The sequence below is a fragment of the Propioniciclava coleopterorum genome (assembly GCF_011393335.1).
Taxonomy (GTDB): Bacteria; Actinomycetota; Actinomycetes; order Propionibacteriales; family Propionibacteriaceae; genus Propioniciclava; species Propioniciclava coleopterorum.
Genome location: NZ_CP049865.1, coordinates 1,592,489 through 1,608,794, shown reverse-complemented (window position 1 = coordinate 1,608,794; position 16,306 = coordinate 1,592,489). Strand labels below are relative to the sequence as shown.

Genomic DNA, 16,306 nt, shown 5'->3' with positions numbered 1-16,306 from the left:
AGCTTGGCCATACCTTGACCTAGATCGCTCGCCGGGGGCCCGGGGCGGCCCGCTCGGGGTCGTCGGCTCCTCTACCCGATCGGCGAGCCGCCCCAGCCGCGCCGGCGACGGTGAGAGCGGCCACCCCGGTGGTCAGGGGCACGCTCAACACCAGCCCGATGCCGCTGCCCAGGGTGCGGATGATCTCCTCGGAGAACTGCTCGGTCGACAGCAGCAGGTTCAGCGGCTGCTCGTACAACGACAGCAGGAGCAACAGCGACAACGCGGCGCCGGCGTACGCGAACACGATGGTGTAGATCGTCGAAGCGATGTGGTCACGCCCGATCCGCATGCCCGAGGCGAACAACTGCCCCCGGCTCAGGTGCGGCCCGGCGGCCCGGACCTCCCACACCGACGACGCCTGCGTGATCGTCACGTCGTTCAGCACGCCCAGGCCCGCGATCACCAGACCACAGGTGAGGATGTCAGGGAAGTCGAGGTCACCGAGCAGGTTGGTCAGCGCGAGGGTCTCCTCACTGGAGATGCCGCTCAGCCGGGCCATCGAGACGCCCAGCGCGCCGAGGCCGGTGGTCACCAACAGGCTCAACCAGGTGCCGACGAACGCTGACGTGGTCCGCCACGACACCCCATGGGCCAGATAGAGCACCACGAACATGATGGCGGTCGACCCCACGATCGCCACCCACACAGCCGGCTGTCCCGACGTGAGGGCCGGGATCATGAACCCGAACAGCACCACCCCGGACACCACCAGCCCCAGCAGCCCGAAGAAGCCCTTGCGGCCGGCGACGACCAGCACCGCCACCACGAACAAGATCGTGAAGATCGCCAGGACCGGGATCCGGTCAACCGTGATCAACGACCATCCCCCGGGCACCCCCTCGGTGGCGCCGACCTCGGCCACGTGGACGCCGTCGCCGGGCTGCAGGCCGCTCCACGCGGTCACTCCCACCAGCTCCACGTCCACGAGTTCGCCCGCACGGCGGTCGAGTTCGACCTGGGCGACGAGGCAGGCGTGCTGGACGCCGGCGTCCGCCCCGGTCGGCGGGGCGTCCGGGGCCGCCGGGCCCGGCTCGATCGCGGTGACCTGCCCGCGCACGGGCACGATCCCCTCGGCCGTCAGCACCGAACCCTCCGGCAACACCCGTTCCGTGGGCCACAACCACACCAAGCCCGCCATGGTGATCGCCGCCACGACGGCCAACAGCACTAGTGTCGCGAGCGGGCCGTCCGGGAGACGCGCACGTCGGCGTCCCCCCCATCATGCCCGTGGTGATGGTGATCCCCGCTCATGGGGTGGCCACCGGAGGGACGAGGCGAGGTGTGGTCACGATCGTCCAGCGTGGCAGCCAGCGCATGAGCCGGAGGTCAAGGCCGGGTCAAGATCTGGTCTGGTTCGTGTCTGGGTGGTGCCCGTCGTGTTCCTCCAGCGGCTGGCCGGTGGGGCCAGTGGTCGCCGCGGGCTGGGGTGCGACGGGTGTCGGGTTGAGGGCGGGCCCGATCACGAACGCGGACAGTGTGAACAGGCTGGTGAAGGCGATCGCCCCCAGCGCTGGCGCCTTCCAGGTGCCGAACCGTTTCCGGAGGCGGTTGAGCATCGGGATGCTGAGCAGCATCCCGGCTGCGTAGAGCACCGTGTTGCCCACGACGCCGGTCAGGAGGGCGGCGCCGGCGAGGAATCCGACGTGGTGCAGGACATGCGGTGCGAGCCCGAGCAGGGCCCCGAACGTGGCTCGGGTGGCCGCCCACGCCCCGGCGGCGCGGGCCCGCCACGGGGTGGCCGCGGTGACGCTGTCGGCGGCCAGAGTAGATGCCGGGGGGTCGGTCAGGCTGGTGTCCATACCGTCGAGGGTGCGTGACGTCGGTGTGGTGTCGGCCCGGCTCTGGTCAAGATCCGACCAAGGGATGAAAGCGCCTGCGCGGCGAAGGCGTCAGCGTGAGCGCCGTGATCCAGAGCGCGGCGGCCACGGTCGCGGTGACCTCCAGGGGGGTGGCGAGCCAGCTGGCGGTGGTGGTCCCGGTGCGCAGGCCGAGTTGCACCACTCCAACGGCGGGACCCGGTTCGGTGACCTTCATGGTGACCCGCCCGGTGGGATCGATGAGTCCGGTGATGCCGCTGGTGGTGACGACGAGGGTGTCGCGGCGCAGTTCCGCTGCCCGGGCCCGGGTGATGGCGAACTGTTGCTCGATCTGGGCGGTGCCCTGGTACATGGCGTTGTTGCTTTGCACGATGACGGCCTGCGCGGTGGCGAGGTCGTGCACGACGGGGTCGAAGGCGACGTCGAAGCAGGCCAGCACGCCGAGGGTGATCGAGCGTCCGTCGGGGAGCTGTACGTCGAGAAGACCCGGATCAGTGCCGGCCACGGACTGGGCGCCGACGTAGCGCAGGGCAGGGATCAGCGGCAGCAGCACGTCTCGGAACGGGATCCATTCGCCGAACGGGACGATCGAGCGTTTCTGATAGGTGGGCCCGATCCGGCCGTCGGGTTCGCGCCATTGGGCGGCGGTTCGCCGCTGGCGGGGTCCGGGACCGTCGAGGATGGCGCCGACCAGCACGGGACGCCCCACGGCCGCGACGGACTGCTCGACGAGCTGGCCGGTGCGCTGGTCGGTGTCGGGGTCGAGGTCGGTGGCGTTCTCGGGCCACACGACGAAGTCGGGGGCCGGCAGGCGGCCGGCGTCGATCGCGGCGGCCAGTTCGCGGGTGGCCCGTGCTTGGTTGGTGGTGATGGTACGAGGCGGGCCGAGGCCGTAGACGCCGCCGCCGGGTGCGCCACCCTGGACCCAGCCCGCGGTGACGACGCCGTCAGGGGGCGGGGTCGGGGTCACGGTACCGGCGGTGGCGGCGCCGGTGACGACGACCAGCCACGCCGCGGACCAGGCCAGGCGCCGCCTGGAGGGCCCCAGCAGGATCCAGGCGCCCAGCTGTCCCGTGAGGACCACGGAGAAGCTGACGCCGGCCACCCCGATGAAGGGGTACAGCCCGGCCAGGGGCGAGTCGATCTGGGTGTAGCCGAGCCGCAGCCAGCCGAAGCCGCCGAACGGGACGCGGGCGGCGAGGAACTCCACGCCCAACCAGGCCAGGGCTGCCAGTACGGGCCAGCCGCGGCTCCGGCCGGCGGCGCGGACCAGCACGGCCGTGACCGCAGACCAGCTGGAGGAGAGCAACAGCAGCCCTACCAGGGCGGCCGGGTGGATGGCGGCCATCCAGCCCAGGGTTGGTCCGGACAGGCCAAGGCCGTAGGCCAGCCCCACGGCAGCCGCAGCCCGGAGCGACGTGCTCCGGTGCACGGCGACGGTGAGCACCATGACGCCAACCGGTGGGGCGAGCCACCAGCCCAGCGGTGCGACACCCGTGCCCGTCACCAACCCCGCCGCACCCGCCGCCCCCGCCGCGACCAGCGGTGCCCAGTGACGCGGCCACCGCTGCCGGGCCCATGACGCGTCCCGTGCGGTCCGCAGGGTCGTCATCGCCGGCGAGGCCAGTCCACCGAGCGAATCACACGCGCGCCGGCTCGACCGGGTGTGCGGCGGCGGGCTCGGGGGTCCGCTGCCGGCGGTCGACCGCGATCAGCATGACGCCGGCGATGATGCTGAGCACGCCGAACAGTTGCGCTTCGGTGAGGCCGAGCAGGACGCGGTCGTTGACCCGGACGATCTCGACCAGCAGTCGCGCGGCCCCGCTGAGGGCGAGGTAGCCGCCGAACACCGACAGCGGCAGCCAGCGGCGGGCCAGCAGCCAGAGCACGGCGGCGATCGCGAACGCGCCGGCAGCCTCGTACAACTGGGCGGGGTGAACCGGGACGGTCACGGGCACGACGCCGTTCGGGAAGGCCATCCCCCAGGGCAGGTCGGTCGGCGTGCCGTAGGTGCCATCGCCCGCCAGGAAGCAGCCGATCCTGCCGATCCCGTACGCCACCGACAGCGGGAGCGCGGTCGCGCCGGCCACGGTGGCCAGAGGCAGCTGGTAGCGGCGGGTCAGGACGACGACGGTGAGGATGCCGCCGATCAGTCCGCCGTACCAGACGAACCCGGAGCTACCGAGCAGGTGCCAGCTGAACTGGGCGCGGTTGTCGATCAGGAAGTACACCTTGGCGGCCACGAACCCCCACACCGCCGCCCACAGGACCAGCGAGTGCGCCTGGTCGACCGGGAAGCCGAGCTTGCGGAAGGCGCGGCCGAGCAGCCACGCGGCGACCAGCGCCGCGAGGGCCTTGCTCACCCCGTACGACTGGATCTGGATTCCGAACACTGAGAACAACACCGGCCACACGGGGAGACTCCTCCATCAAGCGACGCACCCGCGTGGCACGCCGGCTCCCACTGTCGCGGGCCGGGGTCAAGGGCCCCCTGAGCGGCAGCCAAGATCACGTCAAGAAGCCGATGAAACTGGGCGGGGGTGCCTGGCGAAAACCTCAAGATTCGGCCAAGAACCCCGATCCGGGGCTCGACGCCGCGAAACCCCGGTGGGTAGCGTCGATGCCCATCCTCACACCTGAGGCGAACAACCAAGGGAGGCATGATGGAACACACGAACCTGACCCGACGGGTGGCGTCCGGCTTGACTGCGGCCCTGCTGGCGACCGGCGCCCTGACCGGGGTGGCGGTGGCGGCCGCACCACCGGCACAGGCGAGCGCACCGGCGGCGTCCGATCAGGCGGCCCGGTTCGAGGTCGACTTCCTGACCGGGATGATCGACCACCACCACATGGCCGTGATGATGGCCGAGATGTGCGTCGAGAAGGCGGTCCACGACGAGCTCGCAGCGACGTGTGAGTCGATCGTGGCCACCCAGTCGGCCGAGATCGCGACCATGCAGCAGTGGCTGGAGGACTGGTACGGCATCTCCCACGAGCCGGACATGACTGGGATGCAGTCGATGCACCGGTTCCACGACCTGGACGGCGAGGAGTTCGAGGTCGCGTTCCTGCGGTCGATGATCCGCCACCACCGGGGTGCGATCCGGGAGGCCGAGAAGTGCCTGGCGAACGCCGAGCACGACGAACTGCTGACCCTGTGCAGCGACATCCGAGACGCCCAACTGGCAGAGATCGCCCAGATGCAGGACTGGCTGCAGGAGTGGTATGACCTGCCGGGCGGCCGACCGGTCGGCACAGCCTGATCGAGGCCCTGCCCCCGCGGGCGGCCCGACGGAGGCGTGACGCGCAAGGGCGGGGGGTCGCGTTCGCGACCCACCCGCCCTTTTCACACGCAGGACCAGCTTCAAGTGCGGAGCAGCCGTTCGACGGCCCGGAGGGCCTGCTCCACCTGTTTTGTCTGCTCGTCGGCCAGGGTGGTGGCTGCCCCCCGCTGCAGGCAGTCGCGGAGGTGTTGGTCGACCAGCATCAGGGCTGCGGCTTCGAGGGCGTGGGTGACTGCGGCCACCTGGGTGAGGATCTCGATGCAGTCGGCGTCGCCGTCGACCATCCGGGCGATCCCGCGGACCTGCCCCTCGATGCGCCGCAGCCGGCCCAGCAGGGCACGTCGGGTCCGTGGGCCCGACGCGCTCCGCTGGGCTGCGGGTGTTGCAGCGCCCGGGTCAGTGGTGGCCGGCGCCGGAGGGTCCATGCGCGTAACGGTGCGGGTCCGCGTCGAAGGTTTCGGCGCAGCCCTTGGAGCAGAAGTAGATCGTGGTGCCGTCGTGGTCGCGGGTGGCGGCCGCGTCAGCGGGGTTGATCTTCATACCGCAGACCGGGTCGACGACCTTGGCGGTGGTGGTGTCCTTCTTCTTGCCGAACAGGCCGAACATGGTGGTTTCCTTTCGTTGGGTGTGGTGAGGCTTCGACGCTGCCGCCCACCTCGACGAGCGGGTCGACGCCGGCCACCTGGGTGGTGGCAGCCAGTGGACGGGGGGTGAACCGGCGGAGCCGGTTCGCGTTGGCGACCACCGACAGCGACGACAGTGCCATCGCGGCGGCGGCGATGATCGGGCTGAGGGTGATCCCGAACGCCGGATAGAGCACGCCGGCGGCGATCGGGATGCCCAGGATGTTGTACAGGAACGCGAACACCAGGTTCTGCTTGATGTTGCGCATGGTGGCCCGGGACAGGTCGACGGCGGTCACTATGCCCACCAGTGCCCCCGAGACCAACGTGATGTCGGAGGACTCGATCGCGACGTCGGTGCCGGTCCCGATCGCCGACCCGACGTCGGCCTGGGCGAGGGCGGGGGCGTCGTTGATGCCGTCGCCGACCATGCCGACCACCTTGCCGTCGGCCTGCAGGCGCCGGACCTCGGCGGCCTTGTGGTCGGGCATCACCTCGGCGACGACGCGGGTGATGCCGACCTGGCGGGCGATCGCGGCGGCGGTGTGCCGGTTGTCACCGGTCATCATCACGACCTCGATGCCGCGGGCCTGGAGGGCTGCGACCGCCGCCGGGGCGCCTTCCTTGAGGGTGTCGGCCACGGCCACCACGCCGGCGGGGCGTCCGTCGACCGCGACCAGCATCGCGGTCTTGCCTTCGGCGGCCAGCCGGTCGTGGGCGGCGAGCAGGACGGCCGCGTCCACCCCGAACGCGTCCAGCAGCCGGCGATTGCCGACCAGCACGCGCCGCCCGTCGACCCGCGCCATCACCCCTTGGCCGGTGACGGACTCGAACCCGTCGACCTCGGGCACAGCGAGCCCGCGCTCGGTCGCCCCGGCCACGATCGCGGCCGCCAGCGGGTGCTCGGAGGCCCGCTCGACCCCGGCGACAGCGGCCAGGAGGCGGTCCTCACCCCCGTCGGTCACGGGGATGACGTCGGTGAGGGCCGGGACGCCGCGGGTCAGGGTGCCGGTCTTGTCGAGGATGATCGTCTGCAGCTTGTGCGCGGTCTCCAAGGCTTCGGCGGAGCGGATCAGGATGCCGTGCGAGGCGCCCTTGCCCGTGCCGACGGTGATCGACATGGGAGTGGCCAGCCCCAGGGCGCACGGGCAGGCGATGATCAGCACCGACACGGCCGCCACGAGCGCGAAGATGAACACCGGCGGCGGGCCGACCAGCACCCACGCGACGAAGGTCCACACCGCGATCACGATCACCGCGGGCACGAAGTAGCTGGACACCTGGTCGGCGAGCCGCTGGATGGGCGCCTTGGAGCCCTGGGCTTCGCGGACCAGCTTGATGATCTGGGCCAGCATCGTGTCGGCGCCGACCTTGGTGGCGCGGTAGCGCAGGGCGCCGGTGGTGTTGATGGTGGCGCCGATCACGGTGTCACCGACGGACTTGGTCACCGGCATGGACTCGCCGGTCACCATCGACTCATCGATCGAGGAGGAGCCGCTGGTCACCTCGCCGTCGACCGGGAGCTTCTCCCCGGGCCGGATCAGCACGATGTCGCCGACCCGCACCTCATCAACGCCGACCTCGAGTTCGGCACCGTCGCGTGCGACGCGCGCGGTGCGGGGCTGCAGCCCGATCAGAGCTCGGATTGCCTCACCGGTGCCGGCCTTCGCTTTCGTCTCGAGCAGCCGCCCGAGCAGGATGAGGGTGATGATCACCCCGACGGCCTCGTAGTACACGTGCCGCAGCGCGTCGGGCAGCAGCCAGGGCAGGAACGTGACCACCAGGCTGTAGCCGAAGGCGGCAAACGTGCCCAAGGTGATCAGCGAGTTCATGTCGGCGGTCCGGTGCGACAGCGCCTTCCAGCCGGTCCGGTGGATCGGCCAGCCGGTATAGAACATCACCGGAGCGATCAACGCCAGCTGTAGCCACGGGTTCATCAGGAACTCGGGAACCCACATCGCCTGGAACAACTCCACCGCCATCACCGCGACCAGCACCGGCGCCGACAGCACCGCACCCACCAGCAGGCGGCGGGTCAAGTCGCGGATCTCGGCGGCACGCTCAGCCTCCTCCGCCTCCGCGTCGGGGGCGGTGCCGCCGGCCGCGGTCGTTCCGTCCACCGGCCGGGAGGCCTGCTCCACCACGGTGCCGCCGCCTTGGGTATCGGCCGGGGGGCTCCCGCTGACCCGGACCACCCCGGACACCATGTTCATCCCGCACGCAAAGCGGTACTCCCCCGTTTCGGTGGGAAGGAACTCCACCGCCGTGGTCCGGAACGCCGGCAGCGCTGCGTTGACCTTGAAGTCGGGCATGACCACCCGCGAGGTGCACTCACCGCTCTCCTGCCGGTCGAACAGGAGCCTGACCGGTACGCCCGGGCGGACGCCCTCGATCACGTCCGGGCTGTAGCCACCGTCCACGGTGACCCGCACCACCTGGACGCCGTCCTCCAGGCTCACCTGTCCGGCCCGCTTCGGACCGAAGAAGAACCACCACAACAACCCGGTGACGACCACCGCGCCGCCGATGACGAGCCAACTCATCACAACCACCTCACCCTGTCCTGATACCCCCCAGGGGTACCGCTTCTGGTGTCAGGTTAGGTGGGTCTCGTGTCCGGATCGGCAGGATCGGATCAAGGTCGCGTCAAGATCCCGACGCAGCCTGCGCGGCCGGGGTGCCTGGTCGGCGGTGGTGCTCGTCAGGAAGCCGCAACCGCTTCAGCAGCAGGGCGTTGACAGCGACGATCAGGCTGGAACCGGACATCGACAGCGCAGCGATCTCTGGCCGTAGGGTCAGCCCGACGCCGGCAAACACGCCGGCCGCGATCGGCAGGGCGACCACGTTGTAACCGACCGCCCAGCCCAGGTTCTGCCGCATCTTCCGCAGCGTGCCACGGCCGATGGTCAGGGCGGTCGGCACGTCGAGGGGGTCCGACCGCATGAGGACCAGGTCGGCCGTCTCGATCGCCACATCGGTGCCCGCCCCGATCGCGACCCCCACGTCAGCCTGGGCCAGAGCAGGGGCGTCGTTGACACCATCACCGACCATCGCCACCACCCGCCCCTGGCGTTGTAGATCGGCCACATGGGCGGCCTTGTCGCCGGGCAGCACGTCCGCGATCACCGTGTCGATCCTCAGCTGGGCGGCGATCCGCTGTGCGGTCGCCTGATTGTCCCCGGTCAGCATCACCACCTGCACTCCCTGGTCGTGCAACGCCGCGACCGCCCGGGCGGAGGTCTCGCGGGGGGCGTCCGCCAACCCGATGACCGCCACGATGCGGCCGTCCACCGCTCCGAACACGGCGGTCTGGCCCTGGGCGGCGACCCGCTCGCGGATCGGCCCCGCCGCCGACAGGTCGACACCGAGGGACTCCATGAGCCGCCGGTTTCCGACCGCAACGTCCAGTCCGTCGACGACGGCGGTGGCCCCGTGGCCGGGCACGTTGCGAAACTCGGCAGCCTTACGGGTCGCGACGCCGAGGGCGTCGGCATGGGTGACCACGGCGGCCGCGAGCGGGTGTTCGGATTCGCGCTCCACCGCCGCGACCAGGTCGAGGTGGGGGTCGCCCCCGACGGCGATGACCTGGGTCACCTCGGGTTCGCCGCGGGTGAGCGTGCCGGTCTTGTCCATCACCACCGTGTTGACCTTCGCGGAGGTCTCCAGGGCGGTGGCGTTCTTGAACAACACTCCTCGCTTGGCGCCCAGACCGGTGCCGACCATGCTCGCGGTCGGCGTCGCCAGTCCGAGGGCGTCGGGGCAGGTGATGACCACCACCGTGATCGCGAACAGCATCGCCGTCTGGACCGACGCGCCGGCCAGCAGCCAGGCCCCGAACGTGAGCCCTCCTCCGATGATGGCCACCAGCACCAGCCAGAACGCCGCCCGGTCCGCGAGCCGCTGGCCGGGGGCCTTCGAGTTCTGCGCCTGCTGCACCAGCGCGACGATCTGCGCCAGGGCGCTGTCCGCGCCCACCTTGGTGGCCTCCACCCGCAGCGTCCCCGTGGTGTTGATCGACGCCCCCACCACCGCTGAACCGACCGTCTTGTCGACCGGCAAGGACTCCCCGGTCACCATCGACTCGTCCACCTCGGAACGGCCCTCCCGGACGACGCCGTCGACGGGCACCTTCGCGCCGGGACGGACCAGCACCAGGTCGCCGACCAGCACCTCGCTGGTGGGCACGTCGGCCTCGACCCCGTCACGAATCACCGTCGCCATCGGCGGCGCCAGGTCCAGCAACGCCCGGATGGCGTCGTTCGCGCCGCCGCGGGCCCGCATCTCGAACCAGTGCCCCAACAAGACGAACGTGGTCAGCACCGCGGCCGCCTCGAAGAACACCTCGCCACCACCGGTGAGCGTGACGTACAGGCTGTACAGCCACCCGGCGCCGATCGCGATCGCGACCAGCACCATCATGTCCAGCGTCCGGTTCCGCAGGGCGCGGAAAGCCCCGTCGAAGAAGATCCAGCCCGCGTAGAACACCACCGGCAGCGACAACACCAGGGCGAACACCTCGTCCCGCAACCCGAACGGCGCCGGCAGCCCGAAGCCGAGCATGTCGCGTCCCATCGGGGAGAACAACGTGATCGGCACCGACAGCACCGCCGCGACCAGGAACCGGTTGCGCATGTCGGCGACCATGGCGTCCATCGACATCCCCCCATGACCGCCATGACCCATCGCGTCATGCGGCGAGATCACCACCCCCGCGGCGTGGCTCGCCGCCTGGTCGTGCCCCCCATGACCGTGCGGCACCGTGGTTCCGGGGCCGCCGTGCCGCGCGTGGGCGTCCGGGGCTGCGTGCCCGCCGGGATGACCTGCCGGTTCGATGCGGGGAACGCACACGTGGGTGGGCTGTGACTCGCCGGCACAGTGGTAGCCACACTCGCGCACCCAGCCCTGAAGTTCGGCGACGTCGGTCCGCGTCGGGTCGAACGTGACGGTCGCCGTCTGCGAGATCGCGTTCGCGTCGACCGCCAGCACGCCTGGCCGGGTCAGGAGGGTCTGTTCGACGCCGTGGGCGGTGGTGGCCCAGTGCAGGCCACCCACGTGCAGCACGACCGACTCGGCGGTGGAGTTCAGGTTCATCACATTCTCCTGTCAGGGCGGACGGGCGTGGGGGTGCCGGGGTCAATGCTTGTGGCCGCCAGCGGAGCCCTGGTTCATGAACAGCATCATCGCGCCCATCATCGCCATGCACAGTACGGCGTAGCCGATGGCGCCGAACCCGGCCGCCCCGGTGGCGACGAGGAATCCGACGACGGCCAGCATCGGGGCGCACATCAGCAGGTGCATCCACCACCGGTGCCGCACGGGCTGGGCCGTGGGGGCCGGCTGCCCAACGGGCGGTGCCGGGGTGGTCGGCGCGAACGGGTCGGCGGCGAACCGGTCGTACGGGTCGCTGCCGGCCGGCGGGGCGGTGCGATGGTCGGTGTGGTCGTGATTCATGGCAGGGACTCCTTGACGTTGGTCGGATCGTTACACCAACGAGGCTGGTCGACGAAGGTCGGGTCTGGTTGTGGGAACCGTCAAGGTCGCGTCAACGTTCCCGCTCAGCCGCGGTAGAGCAGGCCGATCATCATCCCGGCCTCGGCGTGATAGATGTTGTGGCAGTGGACCATCCAGTCACCGACGTTGTCGGCGTCCAGCTCGAGCGCCATCGACTGCATGGGCGCCAACAGCACCGTGTCCTTCCGTAGCCCCGACGGCAGCGCGAACGTGTGCCCGTGCAGATGCAGGGGGTGGGTCATCATCGTCATGTTCATCACGTTGAGCCGTAGCCGTTGCCCCTCACGCACGGTGAGCGGCTGGTTCTGCCCGAACGGGGCCCCGTTGATGCCCCACCGGTACGGGCTCATCGACCCCTCCAACGACATGTGCGCGGTGGCGTCCGGCGATCGTGAAGGCAGCCTCACCGACTCGTGGGGACGCAGGTCGGTGGCCAGCAGGATGCGCCCGGCCAGTTCGGCGGGCGACACGTCGGGGCCGGGGGCCTGACCCGAACCGGTCCTGACCAGGGCCAAGCCCTGGCCGCCCTCGGTCTTGCCGAACGGACGAGCCACCAGGGGGAACACGCCGTCGTCGAGGGTGACGAGGGCGTCGTAGCGCTCGCCCATGCCGAGGTAGAGGGCGTCGACCTCCTGCGGTTCCACGGGGAAGCCGTCGCTGTGGGTGACCGTCAGGCGGTGGCCGCCGAGCGCGACCGTGAAGATCGTGTCGGACGCCGCATTGATGAGCCGGATCCTGACGCGCTGGCCCGGCTTGGCCTCGAACGTGGCGGGTGCGGTGGGGACGCGTCCGTTGATCAGGAAGTAGGGGTAGGTGACGTCGCCGGCATCCCCCCACGGTTGCGGAGCGTTGCCGCCACCGTGACCGCCGTGGTCCATGCCCCCCATCCCACCCATGCCGCCCATGCCGCCGCTGGGGGCAGGGCCCCCGTCGGCGATCAGCTTCGCGAGGACGTCGTCGGGGGTGCGGCCGGTGCCGTCGACCCAGTCGTCCAGCACGACCACCCACTCGGCGTCGTAGGCTCCCGGCTCGTTCGGGTCGTCGACGATCAGGGGGGCGTACAGGCCGCGGTCGAGTTGGACGCCGACGTGCGGGTGGAAGAAGTACGTGCCGGGATCCGGAGCGGTGAACTCGTAGGTGAACGACCCGCCGGCCGGGACCGGGTCCTGCGTCATGCCGGGCACCCCGTCGGCCTTGTTGTGCAGCCGGATCCCGTGCCAGTGGATGGTGGTGTCCGCGGGCAACTGGTTGTCAAGACGTATCCGGAGGAAGTCACCCGCGGTAGCCCTCACGAGCGGACCGGGCGCGGTGTCGCCGTAGGCCCAGGTAGGGACGGTGGGTCCGCCGAGGTCGAGGGTCACAGGCTTGGCGGTCAAGACCTGCTCGACGATCCGTTGCCCGGGTCTCGGGGTGGCCGGCGGGAGCGTCGGCATCGGGCCAGACGCGGAGGGGACGGGGCCGGCGGCCGGCGCGGAGGTGCAGCCCGTCAGGGCGGCGGCGCCGAGGCCGAGTCCGCCGAGCAGGAGCGTGCGTCGGGACATGCCAGTCATGGGTGCCTTTCGATGGGTGCTATTCGAGACGTTGAGGAGGAGTCGGTCCGGGCCGGCGGCTCGGCCGAAGCCCGAGGCTGCGAGCGCCCGGCGGTGGCGTCGTTCTCGGGTGCATCGCGGAATCGCGGCTCAGGCGTTTTTCCGCCCGCCAGGAACAGCGCGCGGATGCCCAACAGGACCACTGCCCAGAAGCCGGCCATGCCGACGAGCATGAGGACCCACATCTCCCAGCCCATAGCAATCCCCTCTCCTGACGTCCTGCCACTGTGGCCGCCTGCTGTGGAGTCGCCGTGTGGCGCGGGTTCAGGTTCGGTCAAGATCGCGACTACTTCGTGAGGTAGGCGAGCGGGTCGCTGCCCGCGCCGTCCTTGTAGAGGCTGAGATGGAGGTGGCAGGCCGTCGACAGACCCGTCGAGCCCACCGTGCCCAACCGTTGCCCGGTCTCGACCCGCTGGCCGACCTTCACCGCCACGTCGTCCATGTGCAGGTAGGCCGTCTCCAGTTCGGCGCCGCCGACCGGGCCGTGGTCGATCCGGACATTGTGGCCGGCCCCACCATTCGACCCTGATCGCTCCGCCCGTGTGACGACGCCGGCGCGGACCGCCACGATCGGCTGCCCGCAGGCCCCGCCGATGTCGGCGCCGTTGTGCAGCTTGCGCTTCTTCAGGATCGGGTGGACGCGGTACCCGAACCCGCTGGACACCCCACCCGCGGTGGGCCACACGAAGGCCTTCGAAGCAGCCTCGGCCGCCTTCGCCCGCTCAGCCTCCCGCTCAGCCTCCCGCTCAGCCTCCCGCTCAGCCTCCCGCGCAGCCAGCTGCCGTTGCTGCGCAGCGACATCGGAGAGCCGCTGCGTCTCCCGGTCGATCGCCTCCGCCGTGGCTTCCAGTTCAGCCTGCCGCTCCGCCACCGCCTTGCGTGCAGCGCGGGCGTCGCCCACCGCTGGGCCTTCCGGCAGCATTGCATCCCCCTGCCTGGTCACGCGAGTCTCGCCGCGGCTGGTCTGCACGCCGCGCAGTTCCGCCACGGGCAGCGGGGCGCCCACGGCGTCCGGACGCGGCACCGCGGCCACCGAGGTGGCCGCACCCAGACCGACCACCGCCACGCTAGCGACCACGGCCGCCGCCAACCCCAGGCTGGACAGCGCAACCACCGTCGGACGGCGCTGCGCAGCAGGCGCCGCACGCCGAGGGCCAGCTCCCGGCAAAGGACCTCGCGGGCGCTCACCTGCGGATCGGCTGGGTGTCATGGCTACGGCACGGACAGCACGGTACGACGTCACGCGAATTGACTCCTCGTTGTGGAAGACCCCGTGCGGCCCCACGACGAGGCCCCGGCTAGAGACCGAAGGCAGCACGCCGGCCTCGGGTCGAACACGGGCTTGACTCAGCATCCCGGCGTTGCCTCACCGTTCGACCGGGATCGTCTCAAGATCGCATCAAGACCCGCCCGGGAGCCCGACCCAGCTCACCAGTGCTCAGCGGGTCGCGGCCATACTGGCTGACATGAACAGCGAAGGTGTACAGCCGACCAAGGTGTTGGTCGTCGATGACGAACGCGCACTCGCCGCCGTCATCGCGTCCTACCTCACCCGGGCAGGCCACCACGTCACTCAGGCCCACACCGGTCCCGACGCCGTCGCCCAGGCGAGGGCCGAGGACCCCGATGTGATCGTGCTCGACCTCGGGCTGCCCGGGCTCGACGGCATCGAGGTGTGCCGCCAGATCCGCACCTTCTCGGACTGCTACATCCTGATCCTGACCGCCCGCGGGGACGAGGTCGACCGGCTCATCGGATTGTCCGTGGGCGCCGACGACTACCTCACCAAGCCCTTCAGCAACCGGGAACTCGTCGCCCGCGTCCAGACCGTGCTGCGGCGCCCCCGCCGCCCTCCCGCCGCCACCCCCGCAATGGAGGAACACCGCGTGTTCGGCGACCTGCGCATCGACGCCGCCGGCCACGAAGTCTGGATCGCCGACCACCCCGTCGCGCTCACCCGCACCGAATTCGACATCCTCGACGTCCTGTCCGCCCAACCCCGCGTCGCACTCAGCCGCCGCCAACTCATCGACACCGTGTGGGACACCGCCTGGGTCGGCGACGAACACGTCGTCGACGTCCACGTCGCCAACCTCCGCAAGAAACTCGACGACGACCCCACCGAACCGCGCTACATCACCACCATCCGCGGCGTCGGCTACCGAATGGGACGAGGGTGACCCGCCCGTTCCACGCTGTGGGCGCCTGGCGGCTCGGCACCAGGCTGTTCGTCGCCCAGGCCATCGTCCTGTTCGCCATCGTGGCCAGCGCCGGCCTGACCGCCGCGATCATCGGGCCACCGCTGTTCCACGCCCACCTCCTGGACACGGGCCACCCGCCCGACTCTCCCGAGATCGTCCACATCGAACGCGCCTTCGCCGACGCCAGCATGATCTCCCTCACCGTCGGGCTGCTGGTCGCGCTCGCCGCCTCCCTCGGGATCTCGTGGTACCTGACCCGCCGCATCGGCCATCCCGTCGAGCTCCTGACCCAGGCGGCCGGCCGGCTCAGCCGTGGCGACTACGACGCCCGGGTCACCGTCACGGGCGGCGGCCCCGAGTTGAGCACCATGGGCGACACGTTCAACACCATGGCCGACCGCCTCGGCGACGTCGAGAACACCCGCCGGCGCCTCCTGTCCGACCTGGCCCACGAAATGCGTACCCCCATCGCCACCCTCAACGCCCACCTCGAAGGGATCGCCGACGGTGTCCTCACCTGGGACGACAACACCCAAGCCGTCGTCGAGCAACAAGCCCAACGCCTCACTCGGCTCGCCCGCGACCTCGACGAGGTGTCCCGAGCCGAAGAAGGACGCATCGAACTCCAGACCAGCGTGCAACCGCTCACCGATCTGGTCGAGCCGGCGATCCGTCAGGCCAGGCACGCCTACGACACCAAAGGCGTCACCCTCACCGTCCGAGTCGACGACGTGCCGGTCCGAGCCGACCCCCAGCGCGTCGCCCAGATCCTCGGCAACCTGCTCACCAACGCCCTCCGACACACCCCCCAGGGGAGACGAGTCGACGTGACGTCAACCTCGACCCCGGACGCCGTGACCATCAGCGTCGCCGACACAGGCCAAGGCATGACCGCCGAACAACTCGCGCACATCTTCGAGCGCTTCTACCGCGGCGACGCCGCCAGGGAGGCCGACAAGGGCGGATCCGGCATCGGGCTCACCATCGCCAAAGCACTCGCCGAAGCCCACGGGGGCAGCCTCACCGCCACCAGCGACGGGGAGGGCACCGGCGCCACCCTGCGACTCACCCTCCCCAGGGAAACGCACCAATCGGGGCGGTGAGGGCAAGACCGTGACACCCGCTCCTCCGCTGTGGACGCTGACCGGACAGCCGCTCATTGCGCCGGCGTCACGCCCTCGTCCGGGTGGCCTGCGAGCTGACGCCAAGCCGTCCGCGTCGTCCAAGAGACAGTAGGCA

Annotated in this window: 14 protein-coding genes; 3 read left to right on the top strand and 11 right to left on the bottom strand. The window is 70.7% G+C overall.

The features are described from left to right. Window positions 1-19 precede the first annotated feature (19 nt). The 4 genes from G7070_RS07770 to G7070_RS07755 all read right to left on the bottom strand — a co-directional run bounded on the left by G7070_RS07770 (window position 20) and on the right by G7070_RS07755 (window position 4,264). Window positions 20-1,195: a YibE/F family protein gene (locus G7070_RS07770; RefSeq protein ID WP_246227786.1), complete on the bottom strand. Its 1,176-nt coding sequence runs from the start codon at window positions 1,193-1,195 to the stop codon at window positions 20-22. A 184-nt stretch (window positions 1,196-1,379) separates the two neighbouring features. Next, entirely contained in the window at window positions 1,380-1,841 is a 462-nt protein-coding gene (locus G7070_RS17710; protein ID WP_051208216.1) for a hypothetical protein, read from the bottom strand. 46 nt (window positions 1,842-1,887) lie between these two features. After that, window positions 1,888-3,471 carry an apolipoprotein N-acyltransferase gene (gene lnt, locus G7070_RS07760; protein ID WP_246227502.1) on the bottom strand — a complete coding sequence of 528 codons (1,584 nt, stop codon included), beginning with the start codon at window positions 3,469-3,471 and terminating at the stop codon, window positions 1,888-1,890. A 28-nt stretch (window positions 3,472-3,499) separates the two neighbouring features. Then, window positions 3,500-4,264: a prolipoprotein diacylglyceryl transferase gene (locus G7070_RS07755; RefSeq protein ID WP_431977940.1), complete on the bottom strand. Its 765-nt coding sequence runs from the start codon at window positions 4,262-4,264 to the stop codon at window positions 3,500-3,502. A 258-nt stretch (window positions 4,265-4,522) separates the two neighbouring features. On the opposite strand from G7070_RS07755, the gene G7070_RS07750 reads away from it, so the two are divergent. After that, window positions 4,523-5,122 (top strand): DUF305 domain-containing protein, encoded by a 600-nt coding sequence (locus tag G7070_RS07750; protein ID WP_165490022.1) that lies wholly within the window; start codon window positions 4,523-4,525, stop codon window positions 5,120-5,122. Window positions 5,123-5,223: 101 nt separating this feature from the next. Here G7070_RS07750 and G7070_RS18540 read toward each other — a convergent pair whose 3' ends face one another. The 7 genes from G7070_RS18540 to G7070_RS07715 all read right to left on the bottom strand — a co-directional run bounded on the left by G7070_RS18540 (window position 5,224) and on the right by G7070_RS07715 (window position 13,980). Next, window positions 5,224-5,427 (bottom strand): metal-sensitive transcriptional regulator, encoded by a 204-nt coding sequence (locus G7070_RS18540; RefSeq protein ID WP_246227497.1) that lies wholly within the window; start codon window positions 5,425-5,427, stop codon window positions 5,224-5,226. A gap of 112 nt (window positions 5,428-5,539) precedes the next feature. Then, entirely contained in the window at window positions 5,540-5,749 is a 210-nt protein-coding gene (locus tag G7070_RS07740) for a YHS domain-containing protein (protein WP_166233259.1), read from the bottom strand. Continuing rightward, entirely contained in the window at window positions 5,664-8,309 is a 2,646-nt protein-coding gene (locus G7070_RS07735; protein WP_166233258.1) for a heavy metal translocating P-type ATPase, read from the bottom strand. Before G7070_RS07735 ends, G7070_RS07740 begins: the two co-directional genes overlap by 86 nt. Before the next feature lie 103 nt (window positions 8,310-8,412). Further along, window positions 8,413-10,857, bottom strand: a complete 2,445-nt coding sequence (locus G7070_RS07730) for a heavy metal translocating P-type ATPase (protein WP_166233257.1) — start codon at window positions 10,855-10,857, stop codon at window positions 8,413-8,415. Window positions 10,858-10,899: 42 nt separating this feature from the next. After that, window positions 10,900-11,217: a hypothetical protein gene (locus G7070_RS07725; RefSeq protein ID WP_166230678.1), complete on the bottom strand. Its 318-nt coding sequence runs from the start codon at window positions 11,215-11,217 to the stop codon at window positions 10,900-10,902. A gap of 104 nt (window positions 11,218-11,321) precedes the next feature. Further along, window positions 11,322-12,827 (bottom strand): multicopper oxidase family protein, encoded by a 1,506-nt coding sequence (locus G7070_RS07720; RefSeq protein ID WP_166233256.1) that lies wholly within the window; start codon window positions 12,825-12,827, stop codon window positions 11,322-11,324. Window positions 12,828-13,152: 325 nt separating this feature from the next. Further along, complete coding sequence (locus G7070_RS07715) at window positions 13,153-13,980, bottom strand: M23 family metallopeptidase (protein WP_166233255.1); 828 nt, start codon at window positions 13,978-13,980, stop codon at window positions 13,153-13,155. A 352-nt stretch (window positions 13,981-14,332) separates the two neighbouring features. Here G7070_RS07715 and G7070_RS07710 point away from each other — a divergent pair, with 352 nt between their 5' ends. Further along, a complete protein-coding gene (locus tag G7070_RS07710; RefSeq protein WP_166233254.1) occupies window positions 14,333-15,046 on the top strand; it encodes a response regulator transcription factor in 714 nt (237 codons plus the stop codon). After that, window positions 15,043-16,170, top strand: coding sequence for a sensor histidine kinase (locus G7070_RS07705; protein ID WP_246227490.1), 1,128 nt, complete (start codon window positions 15,043-15,045; stop codon window positions 16,168-16,170). The genes G7070_RS07710 and G7070_RS07705 overlap by 4 nt, the downstream gene beginning before the upstream one ends. The last annotated feature ends 136 nt before the right edge of the window (window positions 16,171-16,306 follow it).